General features: G+C 32.6%; 24 protein-coding genes and 6 pseudogenes. 10 read left to right on the top strand and 20 right to left on the bottom strand.

Annotated elements, in window-relative coordinates; genetic code table 11:
* Positions 1–182: 182 nt before the first annotated feature.
* Positions 183–467, top strand: coding sequence for a hypothetical protein (locus LEP1GSC059_RS12975; RefSeq protein WP_017215495.1), 285 nt, complete (start codon positions 183–185; stop codon positions 465–467).
* Between the two features lie 300 nt (positions 468–767).
* On the opposite strand, the pseudogene LEP1GSC059_RS24280 reads toward LEP1GSC059_RS12975, so the two are convergent.
* The 3 genes and pseudogenes from LEP1GSC059_RS24280 to LEP1GSC059_RS12965 all read right to left on the bottom strand — a co-directional run.
* Positions 768–926, bottom strand: a pseudogene (locus LEP1GSC059_RS24280) (AraC family transcriptional regulator); the annotation flags it as partial.
* A 135-nt stretch (positions 927–1,061) separates the two neighbouring features.
* A complete protein-coding gene (gene srpA, locus LEP1GSC059_RS12970) occupies positions 1,062–2,294 on the bottom strand; it encodes a sigma factor sigX-regulated lipoprotein SrpA (protein WP_036057554.1) in 1,233 nt (410 codons plus the stop codon).
* A gap of 472 nt (positions 2,295–2,766) precedes the next feature.
* Entirely contained in the window at positions 2,767–3,318 is a 552-nt protein-coding gene (locus tag LEP1GSC059_RS12965; protein WP_017215492.1) for a hypothetical protein, read from the bottom strand.
* A gap of 595 nt (positions 3,319–3,913) precedes the next feature.
* On the opposite strand from LEP1GSC059_RS12965, the gene LEP1GSC059_RS12960 reads away from it, so the two are divergent.
* Positions 3,914–4,816 (top strand): Rpn family recombination-promoting nuclease/putative transposase, encoded by a 903-nt coding sequence (locus LEP1GSC059_RS12960; protein ID WP_017215491.1) that lies wholly within the window; start codon positions 3,914–3,916, stop codon positions 4,814–4,816.
* A gap of 560 nt (positions 4,817–5,376) precedes the next feature.
* On the opposite strand, the gene LEP1GSC059_RS12955 is transcribed toward LEP1GSC059_RS12960, so the two are convergent.
* Both LEP1GSC059_RS12955 and LEP1GSC059_RS12950 read right to left on the bottom strand, forming a co-directional pair.
* Positions 5,377–5,733, bottom strand: coding sequence for a type II toxin-antitoxin system HicB family antitoxin (locus tag LEP1GSC059_RS12955; protein ID WP_002178296.1), 357 nt, complete (start codon positions 5,731–5,733; stop codon positions 5,377–5,379).
* Positions 5,730–5,990, bottom strand: coding sequence for a type II toxin-antitoxin system HicA family toxin (locus tag LEP1GSC059_RS12950; protein WP_002178286.1), 261 nt, complete (start codon positions 5,988–5,990; stop codon positions 5,730–5,732). The genes LEP1GSC059_RS12955 and LEP1GSC059_RS12950 overlap by 4 nt, the downstream gene beginning before the upstream one ends.
* A 910-nt stretch (positions 5,991–6,900) precedes the next feature.
* On the opposite strand from LEP1GSC059_RS12950, the pseudogene LEP1GSC059_RS24275 reads away from it, so the two are divergent.
* The 4 genes and pseudogenes from LEP1GSC059_RS24275 to LEP1GSC059_RS12935 all read left to right on the top strand — a co-directional run.
* Positions 6,901–7,045: pseudogene (locus LEP1GSC059_RS24275) on the top strand (AraC family transcriptional regulator); the annotation flags it as partial.
* Positions 7,039–7,144, top strand: a pseudogene (locus LEP1GSC059_RS24970) (epoxyqueuosine reductase); the annotation flags it as partial. The pseudogenes LEP1GSC059_RS24275 and LEP1GSC059_RS24970, both read left to right, overlap by 7 nt.
* Positions 7,145–7,226: 82 nt before the next feature.
* Positions 7,227–8,483 carry a leucine-rich repeat domain-containing protein gene (locus LEP1GSC059_RS12940; protein ID WP_017215488.1) on the top strand — a complete coding sequence of 419 codons (1,257 nt, stop codon included), beginning with the start codon at positions 7,227–7,229 and terminating at the stop codon, positions 8,481–8,483.
* Between the two features lie 164 nt (positions 8,484–8,647).
* Entirely contained in the window at positions 8,648–9,919 is a 1,272-nt protein-coding gene (locus LEP1GSC059_RS12935) for a leucine-rich repeat domain-containing protein (protein WP_017215487.1), read from the top strand.
* 211 nt (positions 9,920–10,130) lie between these two features.
* Here the strand turns inward: LEP1GSC059_RS12935 and LEP1GSC059_RS12930 are convergent, their stop codons facing one another.
* A complete protein-coding gene (locus LEP1GSC059_RS12930; protein WP_020980884.1) occupies positions 10,131–10,331 on the bottom strand; it encodes a hypothetical protein in 201 nt (66 codons plus the stop codon).
* Between the two features lie 290 nt (positions 10,332–10,621).
* On the opposite strand from LEP1GSC059_RS12930, the gene LEP1GSC059_RS12925 reads away from it, so the two are divergent.
* Positions 10,622–10,786, top strand: coding sequence for a hypothetical protein (locus LEP1GSC059_RS12925; RefSeq protein WP_020980865.1), 165 nt, complete (start codon positions 10,622–10,624; stop codon positions 10,784–10,786).
* Positions 10,787–11,009: 223 nt separating this feature from the next.
* Here LEP1GSC059_RS12925 and LEP1GSC059_RS12920 read toward each other — a convergent pair whose 3' ends face one another.
* The 10 genes and pseudogenes from LEP1GSC059_RS12920 to LEP1GSC059_RS12885 form a co-directional block, all read right to left on the bottom strand.
* Entirely contained in the window at positions 11,010–11,930 is a 921-nt protein-coding gene (locus tag LEP1GSC059_RS12920; protein WP_017215484.1) for a DUF2971 domain-containing protein, read from the bottom strand.
* Positions 11,931–12,214: 284 nt separating this feature from the next.
* Positions 12,215–12,413: pseudogene (locus LEP1GSC059_RS24895) on the bottom strand (IS481 family transposase); the annotation flags it as partial.
* Positions 12,414–12,552: 139 nt separating this feature from the next.
* Positions 12,553–12,660, bottom strand: a complete 108-nt coding sequence (locus tag LEP1GSC059_RS24270; RefSeq protein ID WP_338092434.1) for a HepT-like ribonuclease domain-containing protein — start codon at positions 12,658–12,660, stop codon at positions 12,553–12,555.
* A 70-nt stretch (positions 12,661–12,730) separates the two neighbouring features.
* The gene (locus LEP1GSC059_RS24265) at positions 12,731–12,898 is read right to left on the bottom strand and encodes a hypothetical protein (RefSeq protein WP_002178982.1); all 168 of its coding nucleotides are present in this window, start codon (positions 12,896–12,898) and stop codon (positions 12,731–12,733) included.
* Positions 12,891–13,190, bottom strand: coding sequence for a nucleotidyltransferase family protein (locus tag LEP1GSC059_RS12910; protein ID WP_020980883.1), 300 nt, complete (start codon positions 13,188–13,190; stop codon positions 12,891–12,893). The genes LEP1GSC059_RS24265 and LEP1GSC059_RS12910 overlap by 8 nt, the downstream gene beginning before the upstream one ends.
* Positions 13,191–13,380: 190 nt before the next feature.
* Entirely contained in the window at positions 13,381–13,782 is a 402-nt protein-coding gene (gene vapC, locus LEP1GSC059_RS12905; RefSeq protein ID WP_017215482.1) for a type II toxin-antitoxin system tRNA(fMet)-specific endonuclease VapC, read from the bottom strand.
* The gene (vapB, locus tag LEP1GSC059_RS12900) at positions 13,779–14,009 is read right to left on the bottom strand and encodes a type II toxin-antitoxin system antitoxin VapB (RefSeq protein ID WP_036026582.1); all 231 of its coding nucleotides are present in this window, start codon (positions 14,007–14,009) and stop codon (positions 13,779–13,781) included. The genes vapC and vapB overlap by 4 nt, the downstream gene beginning before the upstream one ends.
* Positions 14,010–14,264: 255 nt before the next feature.
* Positions 14,265–15,171 (bottom strand): annotated as a pseudogene (locus tag LEP1GSC059_RS12895) (LIC10906 family membrane protein).
* Between the two features lie 30 nt (positions 15,172–15,201).
* The gene (locus LEP1GSC059_RS12890; RefSeq protein ID WP_020980893.1) at positions 15,202–15,810 is read right to left on the bottom strand and encodes an LBL_2463 family protein; all 609 of its coding nucleotides are present in this window, start codon (positions 15,808–15,810) and stop codon (positions 15,202–15,204) included.
* Between the two features lie 76 nt (positions 15,811–15,886).
* Positions 15,887–16,270 carry a helix-turn-helix transcriptional regulator gene (locus LEP1GSC059_RS12885; protein WP_002178986.1) on the bottom strand — a complete coding sequence of 128 codons (384 nt, stop codon included), beginning with the start codon at positions 16,268–16,270 and terminating at the stop codon, positions 15,887–15,889.
* A 94-nt stretch (positions 16,271–16,364) separates the two neighbouring features.
* Here LEP1GSC059_RS12885 and LEP1GSC059_RS24705 point away from each other — a divergent pair, with 94 nt between their 5' ends.
* From LEP1GSC059_RS24705 to LEP1GSC059_RS12875, 3 genes are all read left to right on the top strand, one after another.
* Positions 16,365–16,568, top strand: coding sequence for a hypothetical protein (locus tag LEP1GSC059_RS24705; RefSeq protein ID WP_081099797.1), 204 nt, complete (start codon positions 16,365–16,367; stop codon positions 16,566–16,568).
* A 163-nt stretch (positions 16,569–16,731) separates the two neighbouring features.
* The gene (locus LEP1GSC059_RS12880; protein WP_002178978.1) at positions 16,732–16,944 is read left to right on the top strand and encodes an LIMLP_19325 family protein; all 213 of its coding nucleotides are present in this window, start codon (positions 16,732–16,734) and stop codon (positions 16,942–16,944) included.
* Between the two features lie 52 nt (positions 16,945–16,996).
* Complete coding sequence (locus LEP1GSC059_RS12875; RefSeq protein WP_017215478.1) at positions 16,997–18,130, top strand: helix-turn-helix domain-containing protein; 1,134 nt, start codon at positions 16,997–16,999, stop codon at positions 18,128–18,130.
* A gap of 309 nt (positions 18,131–18,439) precedes the next feature.
* Here the strand turns inward: LEP1GSC059_RS12875 and LEP1GSC059_RS12870 are convergent, their stop codons facing one another.
* The 4 genes and pseudogenes from LEP1GSC059_RS12870 to LEP1GSC059_RS23720 form a co-directional block, all read right to left on the bottom strand.
* Positions 18,440–18,796 (bottom strand): hypothetical protein, encoded by a 357-nt coding sequence (locus tag LEP1GSC059_RS12870; protein ID WP_017215477.1) that lies wholly within the window; start codon positions 18,794–18,796, stop codon positions 18,440–18,442.
* 24 nt (positions 18,797–18,820) lie between these two features.
* On the bottom strand, positions 18,821–19,153 hold the full coding sequence (locus LEP1GSC059_RS12865) for a hypothetical protein (RefSeq protein ID WP_017215476.1): 333 nt from the start codon (positions 19,151–19,153) through the stop codon (positions 18,821–18,823).
* A gap of 4 nt (positions 19,154–19,157) precedes the next feature.
* Positions 19,158–19,818: pseudogene (locus LEP1GSC059_RS12860) on the bottom strand (RHS repeat-associated core domain-containing protein); the annotation flags it as partial.
* Positions 19,819–19,996: 178 nt separating this feature from the next.
* The gene (locus tag LEP1GSC059_RS23720) at positions 19,997–20,167 is read right to left on the bottom strand and encodes a hypothetical protein (RefSeq protein WP_017215473.1); all 171 of its coding nucleotides are present in this window, start codon (positions 20,165–20,167) and stop codon (positions 19,997–19,999) included.
* Positions 20,168–20,346: the final 179 nt, after the last annotated feature.

Below are 20,346 nucleotides of genomic sequence, written 5' to 3'. Positions count from 1 at the left end.
TAAATATCAGTTGAGTAGTATTGAGCTTTTTCTGAATTTGAAGCTGGTCTCGCTGATGTAATTCTTCATCATTTTGCGATCTATCAACAAAATTCCAAATGCAATTTCTCTAACTTCTGTTGAGATTTTAGGCCAATTCTAAATAAAATTGACTTAATGAAATAAAATTCAAAAGATAACAGATGGCCGAAGTGAACAATCCTCACGATCGATTGATTCGAGATTTGAAACCTTCGGAGTTCAAAGTAATTTTTCAAAGATCTAAATTAGAAAAATATGAGGAGTTGACTGTGACTACTGCGGAAAAACTGATTTCAGAAGGCATACAACAAGGTATTGAAAAGGGTATTGAGAAAGAAAAACTAGAAACTGCCAGTAAGATGTTTACAAAAGGAATCGATTTAAAAACGATTTTAGAAATTACAGGGCTGACCGAAAAAATCCTCAAAGATCACAAAATCCTCTGATTGAAATTTTTAGGGAGAGGTTTCAGTTATACTTTACACATTATACTCAATACATCCTTTACAAAAAAGAAACTAAATCATGTAATTCACACTGTTTCTTATTTTAAAGTTCAGTGTATCCTTTCATGACAACCTTTCTATTCTTTATCTCGCAAGCTCTATATTAGTTTTTAATTTCTTAAATAAATAGTTTTGAGACGGGCTTCTAAGCTCATTCGAGCTTTTTTTCATTATTTTTTAAAGCTTATATTTCTCCTACTTTCATCTTCGAAATTTGATTCTTCTCACTTTTTCAGGGACGACTACATAGTTGAAACAGACTAAAACAGCCAAACAGGAATAAGGAACCAAGCCATAGTAAGAATCGATTAAAATCTTATTTTCGTTACGTAAGCCCCCTTGATTGATCAGGATACCGTTGTTTAAAATTAAAAAAAACGCGGCGGATTGTAAAACAGAAACCGTATGATTTATAGTTTTTTAAAATTCTTTTGTTATTATAGGAGTTCCCACAGACTTAGTTTTAGAAAAAATTTTTTCCAAACTAAGCCTCGTAAAAACTCCCACATAACAGACCTTTTCGCTTCAACAACGTTATTCTGTATTACCTAAAATGGTAGGAAGGTGAAAGATTAAGTTTTTTCTAGACGTTGTCGTCAAGTTATCGGAACCGCTGGTTGCGTTGGGTCGATCAGCAGCGTCCAACTGGGGGGAGAAAACATTGTTCGTAGAGTTGGAATCCCAAAATAAAATATTATCCACCGAAATATCAAATCGAAATTTCATTCCCCGTTTGGAAGTATTCAAGTCCAAAACTAAAATATACGGATCCTCTGGTTTCAGATTGTTCGCAACGACTGGAGGTTTAAATTTCAGTTTTTGGTCTTGTGAAAGATTCGGAACCGTGGGAACGGAAGGTGGATTGATAAATTTCTCCGGGTTTTCGGTTGGATTCGTATGACCTAAAGATTCTACAAACAGACCGGAGCCAGAATCGATCGACAAAACTGTAAAATTACAACTCGAATTGAAATTTTCAGTTGAAGATCCTCCAAAAAAACTTGGAGAATCTAAAAAAGAAGTCGGGCAATTAGTCTGAAAAAATTTTGTATCCACCACACCTCTATCATTCGTAAAGGAAGCAGGATTGTTCAATATAAGACTAACATATCGGTAAGAATTTTCCGGAACGTCTTCCGGAGCAAAGTAATAAATAAATTCTGTAGCTACAATTCCCACTCGATCGTAATCTTGAATCTCCGAATCTGGGATAGAATCAAATCGTAAAAAATAAGGACTCTCCCCACTCTGCAACGGTATAAGGGCCTGACCTTGCGAACATACGTTCGAAGTCTTTCCCTGAGGAACGGAAGATCCGGTTATATCGGACATTTTGAATAAAGTAATATTAGAATTTTCTAAAGTTTCGTTTCCTTTTGCAGGTCCGCCTTTGGCTACGGATTTATAAGCCACCACCTTGCAAACGGCGATCGAAACCGCTTTCGGAGTCAAAAAATGATCTTCAAACCCATCTCCGACTCCATCCCCATAATTTTGGGGGTTATCACCTGCCAAATCGGTAAGTAAAAATCCCGACGAACTATAACCCTGTTTTAATCTCGAACTATCTCCCATTCGAGCGGCGGCGGATAAGGTGTTTGTATTGGTAAGCCGAAACTCCGCGTTGTTAGTAGAATTCAGAAGAAACGCCGCCATCCATAAATCATCGTCTCCGTTTTTATCCTTTTTACAACCGATAGAAAACATTACTGCTATTGAATATAGCAAAACTCTCAGACTTTTTTGAATCCACAAATTTTCTTTCATTTCATAAACCTCTCTTCTATAGGGTTTACGAAAATCCAGCATAAGATGTGCCAGGTTTTAAATAGAAAATCGACCTTCAATTTACATTCCGTTTTCGAAATAACCCCAAAAGATATATAAACTAAAGTGAATGATCTACATCGAAGTTTTCTTAAAAAATGGACAAAGTCCCAGAATTGAACAGTTTTAGGACTAATTTCTTTGAATGGAGAGATTCGAGGTTTCAAATTTAGCTACATTCAATGGGATGATTGGAAACATAGATCTGGTTGTATGTGTTAAAACATACGTCCGAGTTGGAGGAAGAAGAAATGAGAAATTTAGTGGATAAGATTTCAGATTTAAGTAAGGCATTTACAATCTTAGAACAGTATTCAAATGATCTACAGAAACGCAATGAGTTAGAAGCAAAATCACAAAATGTCGCATAACGCAATAGGTTACCTGGCATTGCGTCCTGGGCGCAATGTGGTCAAACATAGTAATCGTTGTTATGCGAAGTCACGCGTCTCGCTCTTTCTGTTCGCGTTCTCCATTCTGACCAGAAACGGGAATACCCTTCTTTGAGTTCTTTGGATATTGTCTTCTTTGGCCCTGACAGTTGATAGAATTCTTCCACTTGGTTTGTCAGAGACAGGACGAGGGGAATCCACTCGTGTAATGCGAGCGTTGAGGAATTGCCATTTAAAGTAGTGTGGGTTACGGCGTTCCCTTCATGTTTAATGTGCCATTCGATTCCGTTGGGGCATCCGAGCATCAAAACGGGAAACTGCCAATTTTCTTGAGGGATGAAATCAAAGCTACAACACGGGATTAACTGACTCCCGTAATCGCCCGGATGATAGTCATGTTCGAGCGATCGCAGAAGGTAGAGTCCGGCACAACTCAATGTCCATTCTTTGTTCGGAACGTCGGAAAGGGTTTCTTTATCAATGCAAACGTTCACGGTACCGTGGGCACAGAGATCGTCGGCTTGATCGCTCTGGGGGAGCCAGTGGAGGTCGGAAAAAACAATTTGGATCATCAGAAAACAGGCGTGTGATTTCACATAACTATTAATCTACGAATATCATAAAGACGCGTTATTCCATCAATCCAAATAACTTAGGATTTGTTTTTAAATGAAGTAGTAGGGTGTTCTTTTTCAAGGATATAGCAGAGTTAAAGAAGACGTAAATAACGTGAGTTCGACATAAGAAAATCGGGGCGAATCCGGCTTGCCACAGGCAGCCGGCCGGGCTCTCAGCTCTGGTCAATAAATTGCATACAGGAAACATAATACAACAATCGTCTTTAGATTCAATTTATTGACCCTAAAACGCTTTCGTAAAAAGCGTTTTGCTGAGTTAACACGACCCTGCAGAGCGACCCTTAGGGAGCGATGCATTGAGTTCAGGAGAGCGTTTTGCTGAGTTAACGCGACCCTGCAGAGCGACCCTTAGGGAGCGATGCATTGAGTTCAGGAGAGCGTTTTGCTTTAGTTCATTCATCGATCCCTTTCGCGTTAGGCCCTGCTCACGTTAAAGAATCAGTCGCCTTGGATTGAATCAAAGAACTACTCAGTAAAAATAGAAAATGAATCTTTACAAATAGAAGTAATATTCAATTTTTAAAATACCATGTCTGATATGACAAACCCTCATGACCGTTTAATCCGGGAAACTTTACAAGATAAAGAGGATGCGATTTCCTTTTTTAAAAATAGTTTACCCGAAAATGTAATCGCACTATTAGACTTAAACCGTTTAGAACTAACACAATCTAGTTTCATCTCAGAAAACTTAAAAGAAGAACAGACCGATCTACTCTTTCAGATCCCGCTGAAATCAGGGAAAAAAGCAAACATCTATCTATTATTCGAACACAAAAGTTATTTAGACGATTCTATCTTTAGCCAACTGTTAGGATACATATCCGCAATCTACAAATCTCAGTATAAGGCGGATAAAAAATACTCAGTTGTGATTGGGTTTGTGTTCTATCACGGTGAAAGGAATTGGACTTTAGGAAATAGTTTTCAAAACAGGTTTGTACTCTCTAAAAATGAAGAAGAAGTATTTAAGAAATACATTCCAGATTTTGAATTAGAATTATTTGATTTGTCGAAAGTGGATCTAAGCCGATTGGAAAGTATCACCCTAAGAGTCATTTTAGGAGTAGTCCAAAAAATTTGGGAAGGTGATACCTCATTTTTGAATCATTTAGGAGAAGTATTTGAACTTTTAACAGGTCTAAAAAACGAATCGAAAAGGGTTGAAATTTTCCAAAAACTGTTTTTGTATATATTTAATGTAAGAGAGATTGAACCGACTGAAATTACAAGTTTACTCAGTCATTCTAGGTATAATAGAGATTACGAGGATTTAGCCATGACAACAGCCGAAAAATTAATTCAAAAGGGTGAAATGAAAGGTAAAATCGAAACTGCCAGAAAAATGTTCAAAGAAGGATTCGAATTAGATGTAATTCTTCGGATTACCGGACTTACCGAACAAGAATTGAAAGACTATGGAGTGATATAAGCTGTAAAGTTAAGAACAGATCGGACATTCAATTAGTAAGTATTGAATACGAAGGATTGTCAGTAATCTTGTGATCAATTCACGAATTGGAAATTGTATTTATCCGACTGAGTAGTAATATTTAAACATAGAAGCAACAGAAATCGAACACCTATATTCAATTAACGTTATCCTTCGATTATTCTTGATTTCCACTCTAACCCTTTCAATTATATAAATAAGGTCAAATTTTGTAATTAAAATTTCCATAAAGAATCTGATTGTAATAATTACCTAATGAAAAAGTCTTCCCAACGTTTGCACTCCCGAAGAGCTTACGCGCGAAGGGATTAACGGAAGCTTGAGGAAATTTTTGTGAACGATAACAAGACAAACGTCAAAGCAAATGTGCGAAGCCAGAATGCACTTAAAACGGAATTTCATCATCAGTTCAATTTTTGAATCCATCTTTGGATTCATTCTATATTGCTTGCTCAAATACTTCCCAAGAATAAATAATCTTTATATTTTTCTATTGGCTTCTTGTCGTTCTTGGTCCTAAACGAAGCGAGAAACTACAGTTAGCCGAAGTGAGGCGTTTTTAGTTCAGTGATTTCTTTTTCTAAAGCTCTCTGAACTAATTGATTCAAAGAAATTCCTTCTCTTAAAGATTTTCTATAAATGCGTCGATGAAGTTCAGTCGGTATGCGAACATTAAATGAGCCTTTAAAAGATTTCTCTGGACTTTTTTTAGCTTTTTTACATAAAGCTAAATAATCATCTACTGATTCTTGAAATGCCTTTTTCAGTTGTTTAACCGATTCACCTTCAAAGGAAACTAAATCTTCAATTCCTTCTATTTTCCCAAAGAATACTTCATCGTCTGCATCAAAATGAACAGAACCTAAAAAGCCGTTATATTCGATAATATCTTTCATTTTATATAGCCCTCCGATTTTAATTCATCTAAAATTTGATTTATCTGATATGACTTCAAAATATTCTTCGGATGAGGTTTATGAAGTCTAATAATATGTTTAGTCTCCGAATGAATCCAAGCAACTCTCGAGCCAGAAGATTTACCTGAATTATCTTCAATATACCCAAAGCCTGAAAATAATTTTCTAAGTTCATCGTAGGAAAAATCTTTAGGTCGTCCTAAGAACCTTTGGATTAACTTTTCACTTTTTGACACAAGCCCAGAATTGAATTTAATTGTAGTAATAGCAACTATTTTTCAGTTGCTATTACTCTTTTAGGTAGTTATAATTTAGCCACATTTCGGCTAACGACGTAGACTTGCCGACATTGCGTGCTTGTGCGCCATGGGGTTAGCACAAGGTTTGAGTGAACCTTAGCAAACGTCTCACAAAACAATGTGCGGAGCCGGAATGAGGCCGAACGAAGCGAGAAACAGCAGTTAGGCGAAGTGCAGTTTCAAAAACAAAAATAAAACAACTGAAGATTAATGCCGTCCAAGATGTTACCAAATACAATTTTTACGATCATTGATAAACTAAAGAAAACAGTAAAAGTAAACCACTTTTTTGTCCGAATCAATTCATCTATTTTTTTATTATTGGTTTTGTGATTATATTTAATCGACGCAATGTAATCGCGAATTAATTCTTTTTTCCATTCGATCATATTCTTTGAAGAATCATTAGAAATTCTGGATCAATTTTCATATATGAATACTTTGAAGGATTTAATATTTTTATCGATAGAACAATTGAGATCACTGCCAGACCGCAGGATAAAATAAATAGAACTCCTTCAATTATATTATCAGACGTATTCCTAATGAACCAAATATAGTAGCATAGAATATCGCTATTACTGTAATAAAAAGAGGGATTTGAGATTGTAGACTAAATATTTTTTTCTCTATTGATGCTTGTCTCATCTCTTCCGAATCAAAAAGATGTTTAGCATTTTCTAACTTAATAGTTAATTCGTCTAAATTCCCCCAGTATCTTTAAATAAGTCAAACACCTTACCCCGAAGCCAATTTGCAATTTCCATTCCAATTCGCTCTGAGACTTCCTCCAATCCGGATCTGTTCACCAATCAGTTGAAAAAAAACCGATTTTAAATTACTCAATGGTTTCAATTCTGCTTTTTCGTTTCACAGGTTTTGTGTTAAGTTTTACAGGTAAATCTCCACACAATCTTAAAACTTATATTCAATCAAACGAAGGTTCAAGTCTTACAATTCTACAAAAACCAAAAATACAATTGTGTTCATAAAGAGTTTAAGAAAAAGATTATTAGAATTTAAAATTCAGTCTTATTAAAAAAGAAAATCCGGAATCAATTTTAACTTTAAACGAACAGAAATTTGAAAGATAACGTTTAAATTGAATGACTTTATATTTTTATTTAGAAACTTATCTTTCAATTTAAATAAATTTCAGTTCGGATAACCTTTATGAACTTTCGCATAACGTTGATTCACTTACAAAAAATAACAATTAGTCTTCTGATTCTCATTTATCTTTCTTGCAATACTCAAAAAACTTACTTTGATTTAACAGAAGCGATCCAAAACCCTTTGGATGCTCGAGTTTTGGATTTGAATGGTCAAAAACTCACAACTCTTCCTAAAGAAATCGGAAAACTACAGAACTTGCAATGGTTGAATTTGAGTGAGAATTCACTCGGAACTCTTCCTAAAGAAATCGGAAAACTTGAGAATTTGCGAACTTTGAGTTTAACCTATAATCAACTCAAGACTCTTCCTAAGGAAATTAGGCAATTACAGAATTTGCGAGTGTTGGAGTTGATTCATAACCAACTCAAGACTCTTCCTAAGGAAATTAAGCAATTACAGAATTTGCAAGAACTGTATTTGAATTATAATCAACTTACGATTCTTCCTGAAGAAATCGGACAATTGAATAATTTACAACGGTTGCATTTGTGGAATAACCAACTCACAATTCTTCCTGAAGAAATCGGACAATTGAAAAAATTGCAACTGTTGTATTTAAATAATAATCAACTCACGACTCTTCCTAACGAAATCGGAAAACTACAGAATTTGCGAGAATTGGATTTAAATAATAACCAACTCACGACTCTTCCTAACGAAATCGGAAAACTACAGAACTTGCAAAGTTTGAATTTGAATGATAACCAATACACAACACTTCCTAAAGAAATCGGACAATTGAAAAACTTGCAAACGTTGTATTTGAGTAATAACCAACTTAAGACTCTTCCTAACGAAATCGGACAACTACAGAACTTGCAATCATTGGATTTAAATAATAATCAACTCACGACTCTTCCTAACGAAATCGGACAACTACAGAACTTGCAAAGTTTGAATTTGAGTAATAACCAACTCAAGACTCTTCCTAATGAAATCGGAAAACTACAGAACTTGCAAAGTTTGAATTTGAGTATTAAAAAACTCAAGACTCTTCCAAAAGAAATTGGACAACTAAAGAAGTTACAACGGTTGAATTTGAGTTATAACCAGCTCAAAATTCTTCCTAACGAAATTGGACAGTTAAAGAATTTGCAATTTTTAGATTTGAGTGATAACCAACTCAAGACTCTTCCTAAAGAAATTGGACAGTTAAAGAATTTGCAATTTTTGTATTTGAGTAATAAGCTATCATCCGAAGAAAAAGAAAGGATTCGAAAGCTTCTTCCAAAGTGCAAAATTTATTTTAAATAAAATTTCTTGATTTAAACTGAAATACTTTTGGCTTTTTAAATCGAAAAGAGTTAGATTCTCTTTGAAGTTTTAATTGACGAACGTAGATTCAACTTCTCTAAAAGCGAACTAAAATAATTCTGATCGATTCAATGATTCAAAGCAATTAATTCGGGAAACGAACGATGAATTTAACACAAACCAATTTACGAAGAATATTCCTCTTTTCTTTATTTCTTTTTTGTTCTTTTACTTTTGCGGAAGCAGAAGAATTAGAACCAGAAACTTATAGGGATTTAACAAAAGCGATCCAAAACTCTTTGGATGTTCGAGTTTTAGATTTGAATGGTCAAAAACTCACAACTCTGCCAAAAGAAATTGGAAAACTACAAAATCTGGAATGGTTGAATTTGAGTGATAACCAACTCACAACTCTTCCTAACGAAATCGGACAACTAAAGAATTTGCAATCGTTGGATTTACGTCATAACCAACTCACGACTCTTCCCAACGAAATCGGACAACTAAAGAATTTGCAAAGTTTAGATTTGAGTTATAACCAGCTCATAACTCTTCCCAACGAAATCGGACAACTACAGAAGTTACAAGAATTGGATTTGAATAATAATCAACTCAAGATTCTTCCTAACGAAATTGGACAAATTGAGAATTTGCAAATGTTGCATTTGCATGATAACCAACTCGAGACTCTTCCTAATGATATTGGACAGTTAAAGAACTTGGAAAGTTTGGATTTGAGTTATAACCAACTTAAGACTTATCTTAAAGAAATCGGACAACTACAAAGTTTACAACGGTTGAATTTGGATAATAACCAACTTAAGACTCTTTCTAACGAAATTGGAAAATTAAAGAACTTACAAGAGTTGGGTTTGGGGAATAACCAACTTAAGACTCTTCCTAACGAAATCGAAAAACTAAAGAACTTACAAAGTTTGTATTTGAGTGATAACCAACTCAAGACTTATCTTAAAGAAATCGGACAACTACAAAGTTTACAACGATTGAATTTGAGTTATAACCAACTTAAGACTCTTTCTAACGAAATTGGAAAATTAAAAAACTTGCAAGAGTTGTATTTGAGTGATAACCAACTCAAGACTCTTCCTAACGATATTGGAAAACTACAAAGTTTACAACGGTTGGATTTGAGTAATAATCAACTCAAGACTCTTCCTAACGATATTGGAAAATTAAAGAACTTACAAAGTTTGTATTTGAGGAATAACCAACTCACGACTCTTCCAAAAGAAATCGGACAATTAAAGAACTTGCAAGAGTTGGATTTACATAATAACCAACTCGCAACTCTTCCTAAGGAAATCGGGCAATTAAAGAATTTGCAATTTTTAGATTTGAGTCAAAATCAACTATCATCCAAAGAAAAAGAAAGGATTCAAAAGCTTCTTACAAAGTGCAAAATTTACTTTGAATAAAATTTCTTTTTCATCTTATCCGTAATTTGTTATACGATAATTAGAGCGTTTTTTCTTCTTTATTTGGTAAAATACTGTTTCGGTTTCAGCAAAACTCCAATACAGCCTTTTCTTGATGAGAAGGAGTTGACTTAGAATAAGTGTCTCTACAACTTGCAGTTTTTTTAATAAACTTTTAAAGTGTGTAAAATCTTATTTTGACTATTACATTTTAAATTAAAGAATCATGTAATTCCATTTCTCTTTGTAAAATCGTATTAATAATCGTGCTAAGATCTTTATTCTTTTTGAGCGCTATTTTCTTATAATACTCTTCCAATTGAGGAGCAAGATATACAGAAAAGTGAAGGTCCTTTAAGTCTCGTAAATAAACACCGCGTCTTCCTTTTGAAAAATCATATTCTTCTCTCATATCTTTAAATATCAGTTGAGTAGTATTGAGCTTTTTCTGAATTTGAAGCTGGTCTCGCAAATGTAATTCTTCATTATTTTGCGATCTATCAACAAAATTCCAAATGCAATTTCTCTAACTTCTGTTGAGGTCTTAGGCCAGTTCTAAATAAAATTGACTTAATGAAATAAAATTCAAAAGATAACAGATGGCCGAAGTGAACAATCCTCACGATCGATTGATTCGAGAAACCTTCGGAGTTCAAAGTAATTTTTCAAAGATCTAAATTAGAAAAATATGAGGAGTTGACTGTGACTACTGCGGAAAAACTGATTTCAGAAGGGATACAACAAGGTATTGAGAAAGAAAAACTAGAAACTGCCAGTAAGATGTTTGCAAAAGGAATCGATTTAAAAACGATTTTAGAAATTACAGGGCTGACCGAAAAAATCCTCAAAGATCACAAAATCCTCTGATTGAAATTTTTTAGAGGGAGTCTACCTTTTGAAAATTCTTACGAAATATATTCGTTTTTTCAAGGTAAAAGAAATAAAGAAGGCTTTGACAAAGTGGTTATTGGCGATTACTCAATTATATTTCTTTTAAAAAGTAAACTTAAATAGTATGAGTGCCTCACAAACCAAAAGACAGATCTGTTACTATTAAGTTAGAACTCAAAGCTAGCCCCTAATCAAATTTTTAAAACTTTAAAGTATTATATTTAGTGTCTCTTATTCCTTTTAAGAGACATCCAACGTTTTCTTTAATTAGTTTATTTAAAGTATTTTTAAATTGATTATTTTCAATCTGAGATCTCGAATTTGGGCCTATAATAATTTCTTCAAGGGAATGTTCAAATTCTGTATCTTCTTCATCCCTAAACATTTTAATATTTACGTATTTATGAAAAAATCCCTTATTTAGCCCTAGTTTAATTCTATTTTCTTGGTATAGATTTTGAGGGTTCCATAAGACTAATCTAATTTCATTTTCTTCAATAAAATGTGAATTTTTTATATATGGAACGAATAGATGTATTAATCTGAAATAATCATCTAAATAGATTTGAAGGTTTTCAGAAATCGATAAGTCAATTTTATTAAAAAATAACTGGGTTGCTTGCTCTAATATTGAAAATTGTTTTCGTTCATCGTATACACATTGCAATAATACTGCACCATCATTTATTGCATAAGCGGCCAGAAATGCTTTAGTAAAAACTAAAGCATATGCGTCATTAAAAGTAGAATAACTTCGCCATAAAAAAAGATCGTCGTCTTTATTAGAGAAACTAACAATATAAATTTCTGGAAAAATTCTTGAATTTATTTTTTCATTCAATTGAATTTTTAATTTCTCAATTAAAAGTAATAAATTTGGATCATTAGTAGAAATATTATCTAATATACTTACTAAGATATGATATGCCCGTAATATTTCACTCAAATCATTTAGATTAGAAACATGATTTGCTCTCAAAGTTTTTGAATGTAGTATTCCATTTAGACCTAATCCATTTGTATAATGAATCAGGGGATTATAGCTTTTATAAATTAAATTATGCGCTTTAAAGACTTCGTCAGTAATCTCCTTTATTTTATCATTTTTTAGTTTTTCCATTTTTATTCAGATTTCTTACATTCGTATAAAATTTAATTATAAACACATAAAAATAACAAAATATACGAATATCATAAAACACTGGTAACCCATCAATCCAAAAAGCTTAGAAAATAGAGTTTAAGCGAAGTTCAACGAGGCCGATGGGTGATTCTTTTTAAATTTAAAAATGAATTTACTGTGATGCAACAGATCACTTCCGATAACGAATTAAGTCACATCAGTGAATATTTGTCCATGTATGTTCTGACACATCGGTAACACTCTAGACCGGAAGACATGGGTTACACTGTTTCGTCGTAGTTATACACAGGTGTCTCGTATTTCAATACTTTTCCTTTAAATAAATCTAACATACCCAGAACTGCGTTCGTAAAATAGATCTTACACAAACACTCTGATACTTCTTCAAACCCGGATCTGTTCACCAATCAGTTGAGAACCAAAGAAAATTCGGAACGGACCATACTTCGTGGTTCCATCTTAATAATTAGGGCCTTAGGACGTTGGTTCCATTGATATATGCTTTTCTTTCGACGATAAGAATAAATCCGGAGATAACTTGTAATTTTCGTTATAAACTGTATAATCTTAGCTATTATAGTTGATAGAATTCAATATTTCAATAATAGAAGACTTGAGATCCTTTAAGTTTATCTTTACAAATACTGAATATAATCTCATGATCGAGACCTTCATAATGATGCGAAATAATATCTCTCATTTTCATTATTCTGATCCAATCAGTCTCCGGATATTTGCTCAGAAAGTTTGGATCTAACTTGAAAATTGATTTAATATTATCTCCAATCGCCTGGAGTCAGTCTCATTGCAATAGAATCTAAAATAGTCATTCCATCTTCAGAGTCGATTAAATCATCCGGAAATCTAATTTTATTAAATCTTGTTTCTATGAGAGAAATTGATTCTAATATAAACTCAAGTCTTTCTTTAATTTCTTCAAACATTAACTAAATCTTTCTGAATTCGGTTTAAAAAAGAAGGTTTAAGCCGACTTCTTTTCCTTACCAAATCAACGTGACGGTCCAATAGAGATTCTAGAAAAATCTGCAATCCTGCGACTGAATCGAAATCTGACTCTTTCATTTCCACCAAAATATCAACATCGCTATTCGGGCTAATGTTATCTTTTGCGAAAGAACCGAAAAAACCAATATAAAGAACTCCAAAGTTGGTCTGGAGTTTAGGCTTAACTGAAGAAAGTCTCTGCATCAGTTCTTGCTTGGTTTCTACCTTCATAGGTGAAATTTTCCATCCCATTAGAAAAAAATCAATAAGAGGAATTAGTTTTTAATTTTTAAAAATATCGAATTTGCGAAATAGCAATGTTCAACGACGTTCGCATTCGATATAACAAGTAATCCCACAAGCCAGAGTGACAAAGCAATGTACGAACCGTGAGTCGCAAACAGACGCTGGCCAGCATCTTTTAAAGCCAATTTTCAATTTTAAGATCTTTAATTCGATTCAATTCTTTTTCATTGTTCGTTACAAGAGTAAGTCTATTTGATAACGCCTGAGAAGCTATTAGAAGATCGAAAGGGCCAATTGGTTTTCCTACTTTTTCCAGTTCTACTCGAATTTTTGCAGCTTTATTCGTGTCTTCGCTAACGAACGGAAGAATATTCAAGTAACTTAAAAACTCTTCTAAGACTTTTAGATTCTTTTCGAAATGCAAACTTTTCTGAACACCATACTTTAATTCAAATTCCGTAATTGATGAAATAGAGATGTTTTCCAACTTAATCTTTTTAAATTTTTTGTAAACGGATTCTGGCTTTTGGTTTATTATATAAATGCAAATATTCGTATCTAACAAGTATTGAGTCATATTCGATTTCGCTTGTCATACTCCGTCGGTTGATTTCGATCAATTATAAGATCATCCGAGAAATTATGAATAGTACTCCAAAATCTATCAACGGCGTCATCTATTGGCGTTAAAATAACGTTATCCCCATCTTTTCGTATATAAACTTCTTTGCCTTTAAAACGATAGTCTTTAGGCAAACGAATTGCCTGGCTATCACCGTTTTTAAAAATCTTAGCCTTATTCATATATATATTTAAGTATATATATGAATAACAAGGAGTCAATGATTTTTTCGATAATTCGATCGAAAATGATTTTGAAACTGATAAATAGAGAAAACAGAAATCATTATTTTATTGTGGGAAAGCTTTAGCTCACAGCATTTCTTTTAAGCAGGTTTAAAAGTATTTTATTAAACGAATTATATAATTGATTACTATTTAAAAAAGTGAATTATATATACAAAGCTGCTTGCTCTTTAAATTTAAAAAAGAATTTAATTATCGAATACGACGATTAAAAATTCTAGCTAATAATTCTGCTCGTTCCTTAGTATTTAACTTCTTTGCTTCTTCTCTGTTTTTAAGTTCATCAAAAACTGTCGTTACATTTAGAATCACGTTGGTTTTACTTAATACAATCCTATTACAATACTCTTCTGGATCTAAGATTTGAAACAGTTTAAGTATAGGGACAGAAGAAATTCGATTGAGTAAAGGAAGTTGGCTATCACCATCTATGATATGCTCCCTAATTTCAAATGCGTCATAGTGTAAAATTGCTACAGCCCAGAGCAAAGAAGAAATCATAATACCGAAAGCAGAGTTAGAGGCTAAAAAGTATCCATGTAAAGGTAAGATATAAACAAATATTAAAGAAACGAAAAGTGAAATGATAATGCCGGAAAAAAATAGGAATGATCTTACACGATCGTCTCCACGTTTTTGAAAAATTAAAATTAAAACCTGAATTGAAGAAAACAATATATAAAAACTACAATATCCAATCAAAAGATGATAAATCCAAGTTGGGGTATAAGCGAAAATATCTGGTTCTGTAAGATGAACAACTTTACAGTTTAAAATAGAAATCATAAGGTAAACGAGAACAATTATATTACCAATTGATTTCCAACCCATTTCATTGGATTTCTTATGTGGAGCAAATAAATAGGATATAAGAGAATGCAAAGAATACGGGGTAAAGATAACTGGTATTAATGTCCAATTTACTAAAATGGATCTATATTCATTAGGAGCATAAACTCTAAGCCCTAAACAAAGAAGCCAAACAGAAAGTGAAATTGTAAGAAAGAAAAAAGAATTTCGAACTGGTTTATTGGAAACAAAAATCCAAACATAACAACCAAGTGAAAAAAACAAATAATCCAATCCCCGTTTCGATCAAGCTGACAAATCCTCAACAAAAATGTGTTCGTTATTCTTTTTTTGAGGCAATTTTCTGTAAAGATTCTTTTCGGATTTCTATTACTTCGAACCAAGGTATTTCACCTTTTAAATACAAACCTGGAAAATACATTGGGCCCGGATATTTTACCGATATTTCCACACCTTCTCTTAGATAAATTCTTTCAATACCTGATAACTTCGGATTATACATTCCATAAACTGTATTGTATTCTTTCGTTATACAATGTTCAGCAACCGCTATAAAATTAGCTTTTGCCGCTTTTGCCCCTTTTACATTTTGAATAAAGGCAACACTATTCCAATCGGCTACATTTTCTTCTAAGACCGCGTATCGTTTAGGTGGGAATTGTTCGTCTTTAAATAAAGCAACTTCCAAAGGAATAAAATTAAACGGTTTTTTTTCAGTTATTCTCATCGCAGATAAAATTTGTCCGTTCTCTTCCACATAAAACCAGATCGACCAAAGATCATAATGATCTATATTTTTCCAAGGTGAATTGGAATAACCTGCGTCTTCATATATTTTAGATACAAAAGATTTTATTTTGTTTAACTCTTCTTGTTCACTTAAACCAATGAGTTTTTTGACTTTAATTTGCTCTAATAAATATGACATAATATGAATTATGTCTCTTTAATTAAAAACTCAATAATTATTCTGGTATTAACGTAAAACTGAAATAAAAAACTTTTTAAGAATTCAATTTTTCAACTGTTACTTGAATGACCGCTAAATCTCGATCCGATAGACAAAGAATATTTTCGATGAGCATTTTCATACCCTTTCGACTATAGATCCTATGAAGAAAATCAATCTCCTGTTTATCTCCAATGTTTGGAGGAAAGAACAACATTTCTCCTTCTCCATAAATTAGCCATCTCGAAGAAATCCCAAAAATATATTCAAAGAGCAAAGCCATAGATTCTGTAAGTGCATTTTCGCCATTCCGTAAACGAGTAATTGTTCCGGGTGTAACAGCTAATTTTTGAGCTATCTGATTTTGATTTAAACCTCTCGTTTCTTTTAGAAATTTTAAGGCAATGTTGATTCGATTTTGGATTTCTACTTCATTCATTTTGTTGTATTAATCAATTTTTTTATTTGACAAATTGTATAATTCAACATACAATCCCACCAATTCAGACTTACTACAAAGAAAGGACATCGTAATGTTATATTCGAATATTCGGGTAACTATATTTAGAATTAATTCTAAATATAATAGAAAGAAGATTATTTTCTACAATCAAGCATCCTGTTTTTTAAATCTCCTGAAAAAACATTTCCAAAGTAGATTTATTAAATACCCACCTTGTTATCTCCAGAAATTTTTAGTGAGATTGATACATCTTATTACGGTTCCTCATCTTTAAATTTCAAGTTCATTATAATATTTAAAATTCAAGGAAGTAACTAAGATGGTTTCATTTTATAATCTTAATACTAACTTACATATCAGCTTTCACTTTATCAACTCTTATGACCTTTCCCTCAATTGAGTATAAATTCCACCTGAAATTAAAATAGGAATTATCTATGGTAATCAATTATTTTAAAATAAAACCTTTAGACATCACAGAATCCGAGTTAGACGAATACGAAAAATGCATAGGTATACCGTTATACAAAGAAGATCGAGAAGCAATTTTAAAATTCACTTCTTTTCGAAAAATTTTAACGATTCGAAAAAGATTAAAATTCAATACTCCGGAAAATTTCTCTTTAAACGATTTAACAAATAACGAATAGAAAGAAGCAATTATATCATAATTACATTTGAGTTTCTCCCTTCATTATCATTATGAATACAATCGAAATTGAGAATTACAAAAGTACTTTAGAATTAGGTATTTTTTATTTTCATGCTGCCGGTGTAATTTTTGGAGTTGCATTAGGGTCTTCTAAACTTTTTTCAAGTGATGGTTTTAGTAAATCTTATGGTTCTGTTTTACAATCCGCCGCATTTTTTCTAATTTTAAACGGAGGAATACTCTTTGATGAAGGGTCCCTTCGAAGTGAAAGTAAAATCACATTCGGTTCTTACTATGGCTTGGTTCTTTATTCCAGTTTGGCTGTTTTAGTCTGTTTCAACTATGTATTAGATTCTTTAGATAATCCTTGGATTCATTGTAAAAGACTTTTAGGGATCATTCCCGTTATGATTTTACTTTCTTATTTCATTCCCGAACTTTACTTTATTTCTTGCATCGACATTTTGGGATTTGGAATTTCTATTTTTACTTTTTTCTGGTCTTTAAGAAGTGTTTTAAAAACTAATAAATCGATTTTATTTTTTAACCTCCCCTTTCTTTCCTTTTTAATTTCTATTTGTTTTGTTTTAGATCTTCTCGGAACGATTTATGATAAGAAGGATTTCTTTCTCTTTGCAGAAATCATCCCTGGTTCCGTCATTTGTTATACGATAGTTTTAGAGCGTTTTTTTCCTCCTTTGTTCAGTAAAGTTACTGTATCGGTTTCTAACATAAACAATCAAATTGAATTAGAAACCATTCCAGAGGTCAAAGAACCACAAAAATATAAATATCCTCCTAGAGATTTGTTAGATGGAATCGATTTAGAAAAGGTTAAAACTAAACTAAATCATTTTTTAGATTCTAAAGGTTTTATAGACGAAGAATTGAGACTTCCTGATTTTGCTTCTGGTTTAGGTCTTTCTACTCATCAGGCTTCTTATTATCTAAATCAATATTTGAATATGAGTTTTACTGAGTTTCTACAATTTCACAGAATCAACGAAGTGAAAAATATGATGCGTATAAAATTAAATTATAATCTTTTAAACATTGCTTTTGAATGTGGTTTCAATTCTGCTTCTTCGTTTCACAGGGCTTGTGTTAAATTTACTGGCAAATCCCCTAGGGATCTTAGACAGGAACTTCTTTCAAATGTTGAAACCCAAAGAAAAGTTGAATGAGTAAAAAACATAATAGTTTTTTAATGTAGAAGTAATGCAGATGAAATTATTTTCTTTTGTTCTTGTTATGCTTCAATTATTAGGGTTACGTTAGTTTGAATCTTTGCTCTCATTACAATAACTTGACCACGCATCCATCCTAACGCACCGGAGATCTTTATATTTCTTTTTTTCTTTCAAATCTCTCTTACTCAAAGAAAATTGTTTTCAATGATTTTTAGGTCTCTAAATGTTATTTTCGTTATATTCTAGTTTTAGAATTCGTTTTTAGTTTTCATATCCATTTTGCTATTTCATTCTTCTGCTTTTTTAGTTTTTGCGAGACTCAGCATATTCCATAAGGCTGCCAATTATAATAAATTTAGAATAACTTTTCAATCCTGATTCATTCAAATCTTCGTATTCTTTAGTTAGAAATAACCCTACATTTATCGTCCAATCCAATTCTTTAATATCCTTAACGAAATGATCATCCTTTTTGTATCGTGATGATAAAACTAAAACATCTCCTTCAACATCTTTTATTCTTAATTTATGATTTGTTTTAAAAAGAACACAGTCATTATCAATAATCTTTAAGATTTTTCCCTTGATTATATTTTTCCCATCAGGCCCTACGAAATCCCAAGGTTCAGCGACTGAAATGTAATATTTTTTCTCTTCCATAACTTTTGTGAGGTTCGGTATGGCTCAAGAATCAAAGCTACCTATAATCACATATTTTGAATTCTTTTCTAACTCTTTCCGATTCATATTTTCGTAATCTTTTGTTAATAGTAAACCCCCGCCAAATGTCCAAAATTTATTAGTTTCTAATGAATCAAAGTGATACCCAGTGTGCCTTGATAATAAAACTAAAATATCTCCTTCTACATTATCAAAATTTAAGATATGGTTTGTTTTAAAAAGAACACAGTCATTATCAACGATCTTTAATATATGTCCATTGATTCTGTTCTTTCCATCTGGCCCTACGAAGTCCCATGGTTCATCAACTGATATATAATAATTTTTATTTTCCATAATATTATCTTAATGGCTGAATATTGATAAGTTTAACTTTTCACAGGATCAGTCGTCATAAATTCAGATCCTTTACCAGGTTGTCCATTAAGAGGGTCAACTTTAGTTCCATTAAGCTTTAATTTTGGATTGTTTAGAACTTCAAATTCTACTCTATGAGTAGGTTTCTTGTCTAATGACAATCTTTCTTGAGCATTGGAGCCGGATTTGTATAAATCTTTAGTAAAATAAGTTTTACCTGGATTTCCCCCTCTTAACATTCCCGTATCTTTAATGGCTTGCACTTCCCCTTTCGTTACATAACGATAACCTGATGTAGTGGAAGTATTTTTCGCTTCAAATAGAGAAGCGTTTGTTTTATTATTTGTCGCCGAATTTCCCCCATGAGTCACTCCACTTTTATTACCTTTATCAAGAAAATTCTTAACATCAGATTTGTTCAAAGGATCAAGTCCGGCCTTACTCATGTCCTTGGCTTCAGAAGGAGTAGCCGATGTATTTCGAGGCTTGTCAGGAAGGCTTGGTTTGTCGTCTTTTGAACCTAATAAATTAGCTAATAAACCAGTAGCTGCAGCGCCTAAACCAGCAGAATTGCCTCCGCCCGACGATCCCGGTTTTCCTACTGGAGGAACGCCGCCGCCACCTAATTCAAGTTGAGTTTTACATTGTTCGAGAACTGTGGCGCTTTAGTTATTCCCGCGTTGTAAGTCTTCATATTTCTTTTCTTTTTTCAAATCTCTTTTACTCAAAGAAAATTGTTTTCAAAGATATTTAGGTCTCTAGATTTTATTTTTGTTATATTCTAGTTTAAGAATGCGATTTTAGTTTTTGCTAGAGCCCGACTCATGTAATTGAAAGTTCTAAGTTAGATTTTGAATCTATGAAAATTCTTGTTCCATCGGAAAAAATTATAATAATTTCATTCGATTTGTTACGAATGCATTTGGTAACAATTTTCCCCTTCAATAAAAAAGTTGCTCTTTTTGCTTCTTCTTGAAAATCATTTTCAATCATTGAAATTTCTCCTTAAATCTTCCATCTCCCCAAACGGATCTATCCCTTGATCCATTGTCATAACTCTTTTTATTTTTATAGACCTCGTAATGAGGTTGATTTTTGTGTAATAGATCCTTTTCCCATATTTCTCCGGTTTCAACATTGCATTTACCTTTACAACCGCGAACATTTTTAAA

The organism is Leptospira noguchii serovar Panama str. CZ214, from assembly GCF_000306255.2.
GTDB classification, from domain to species: Bacteria; Spirochaetota; Leptospiria; order Leptospirales; family Leptospiraceae; genus Leptospira; species Leptospira noguchii.
Note: the sequence above shows the minus strand (reverse complement) of the source record. Positions and strands in the feature narration are given on the sequence as shown.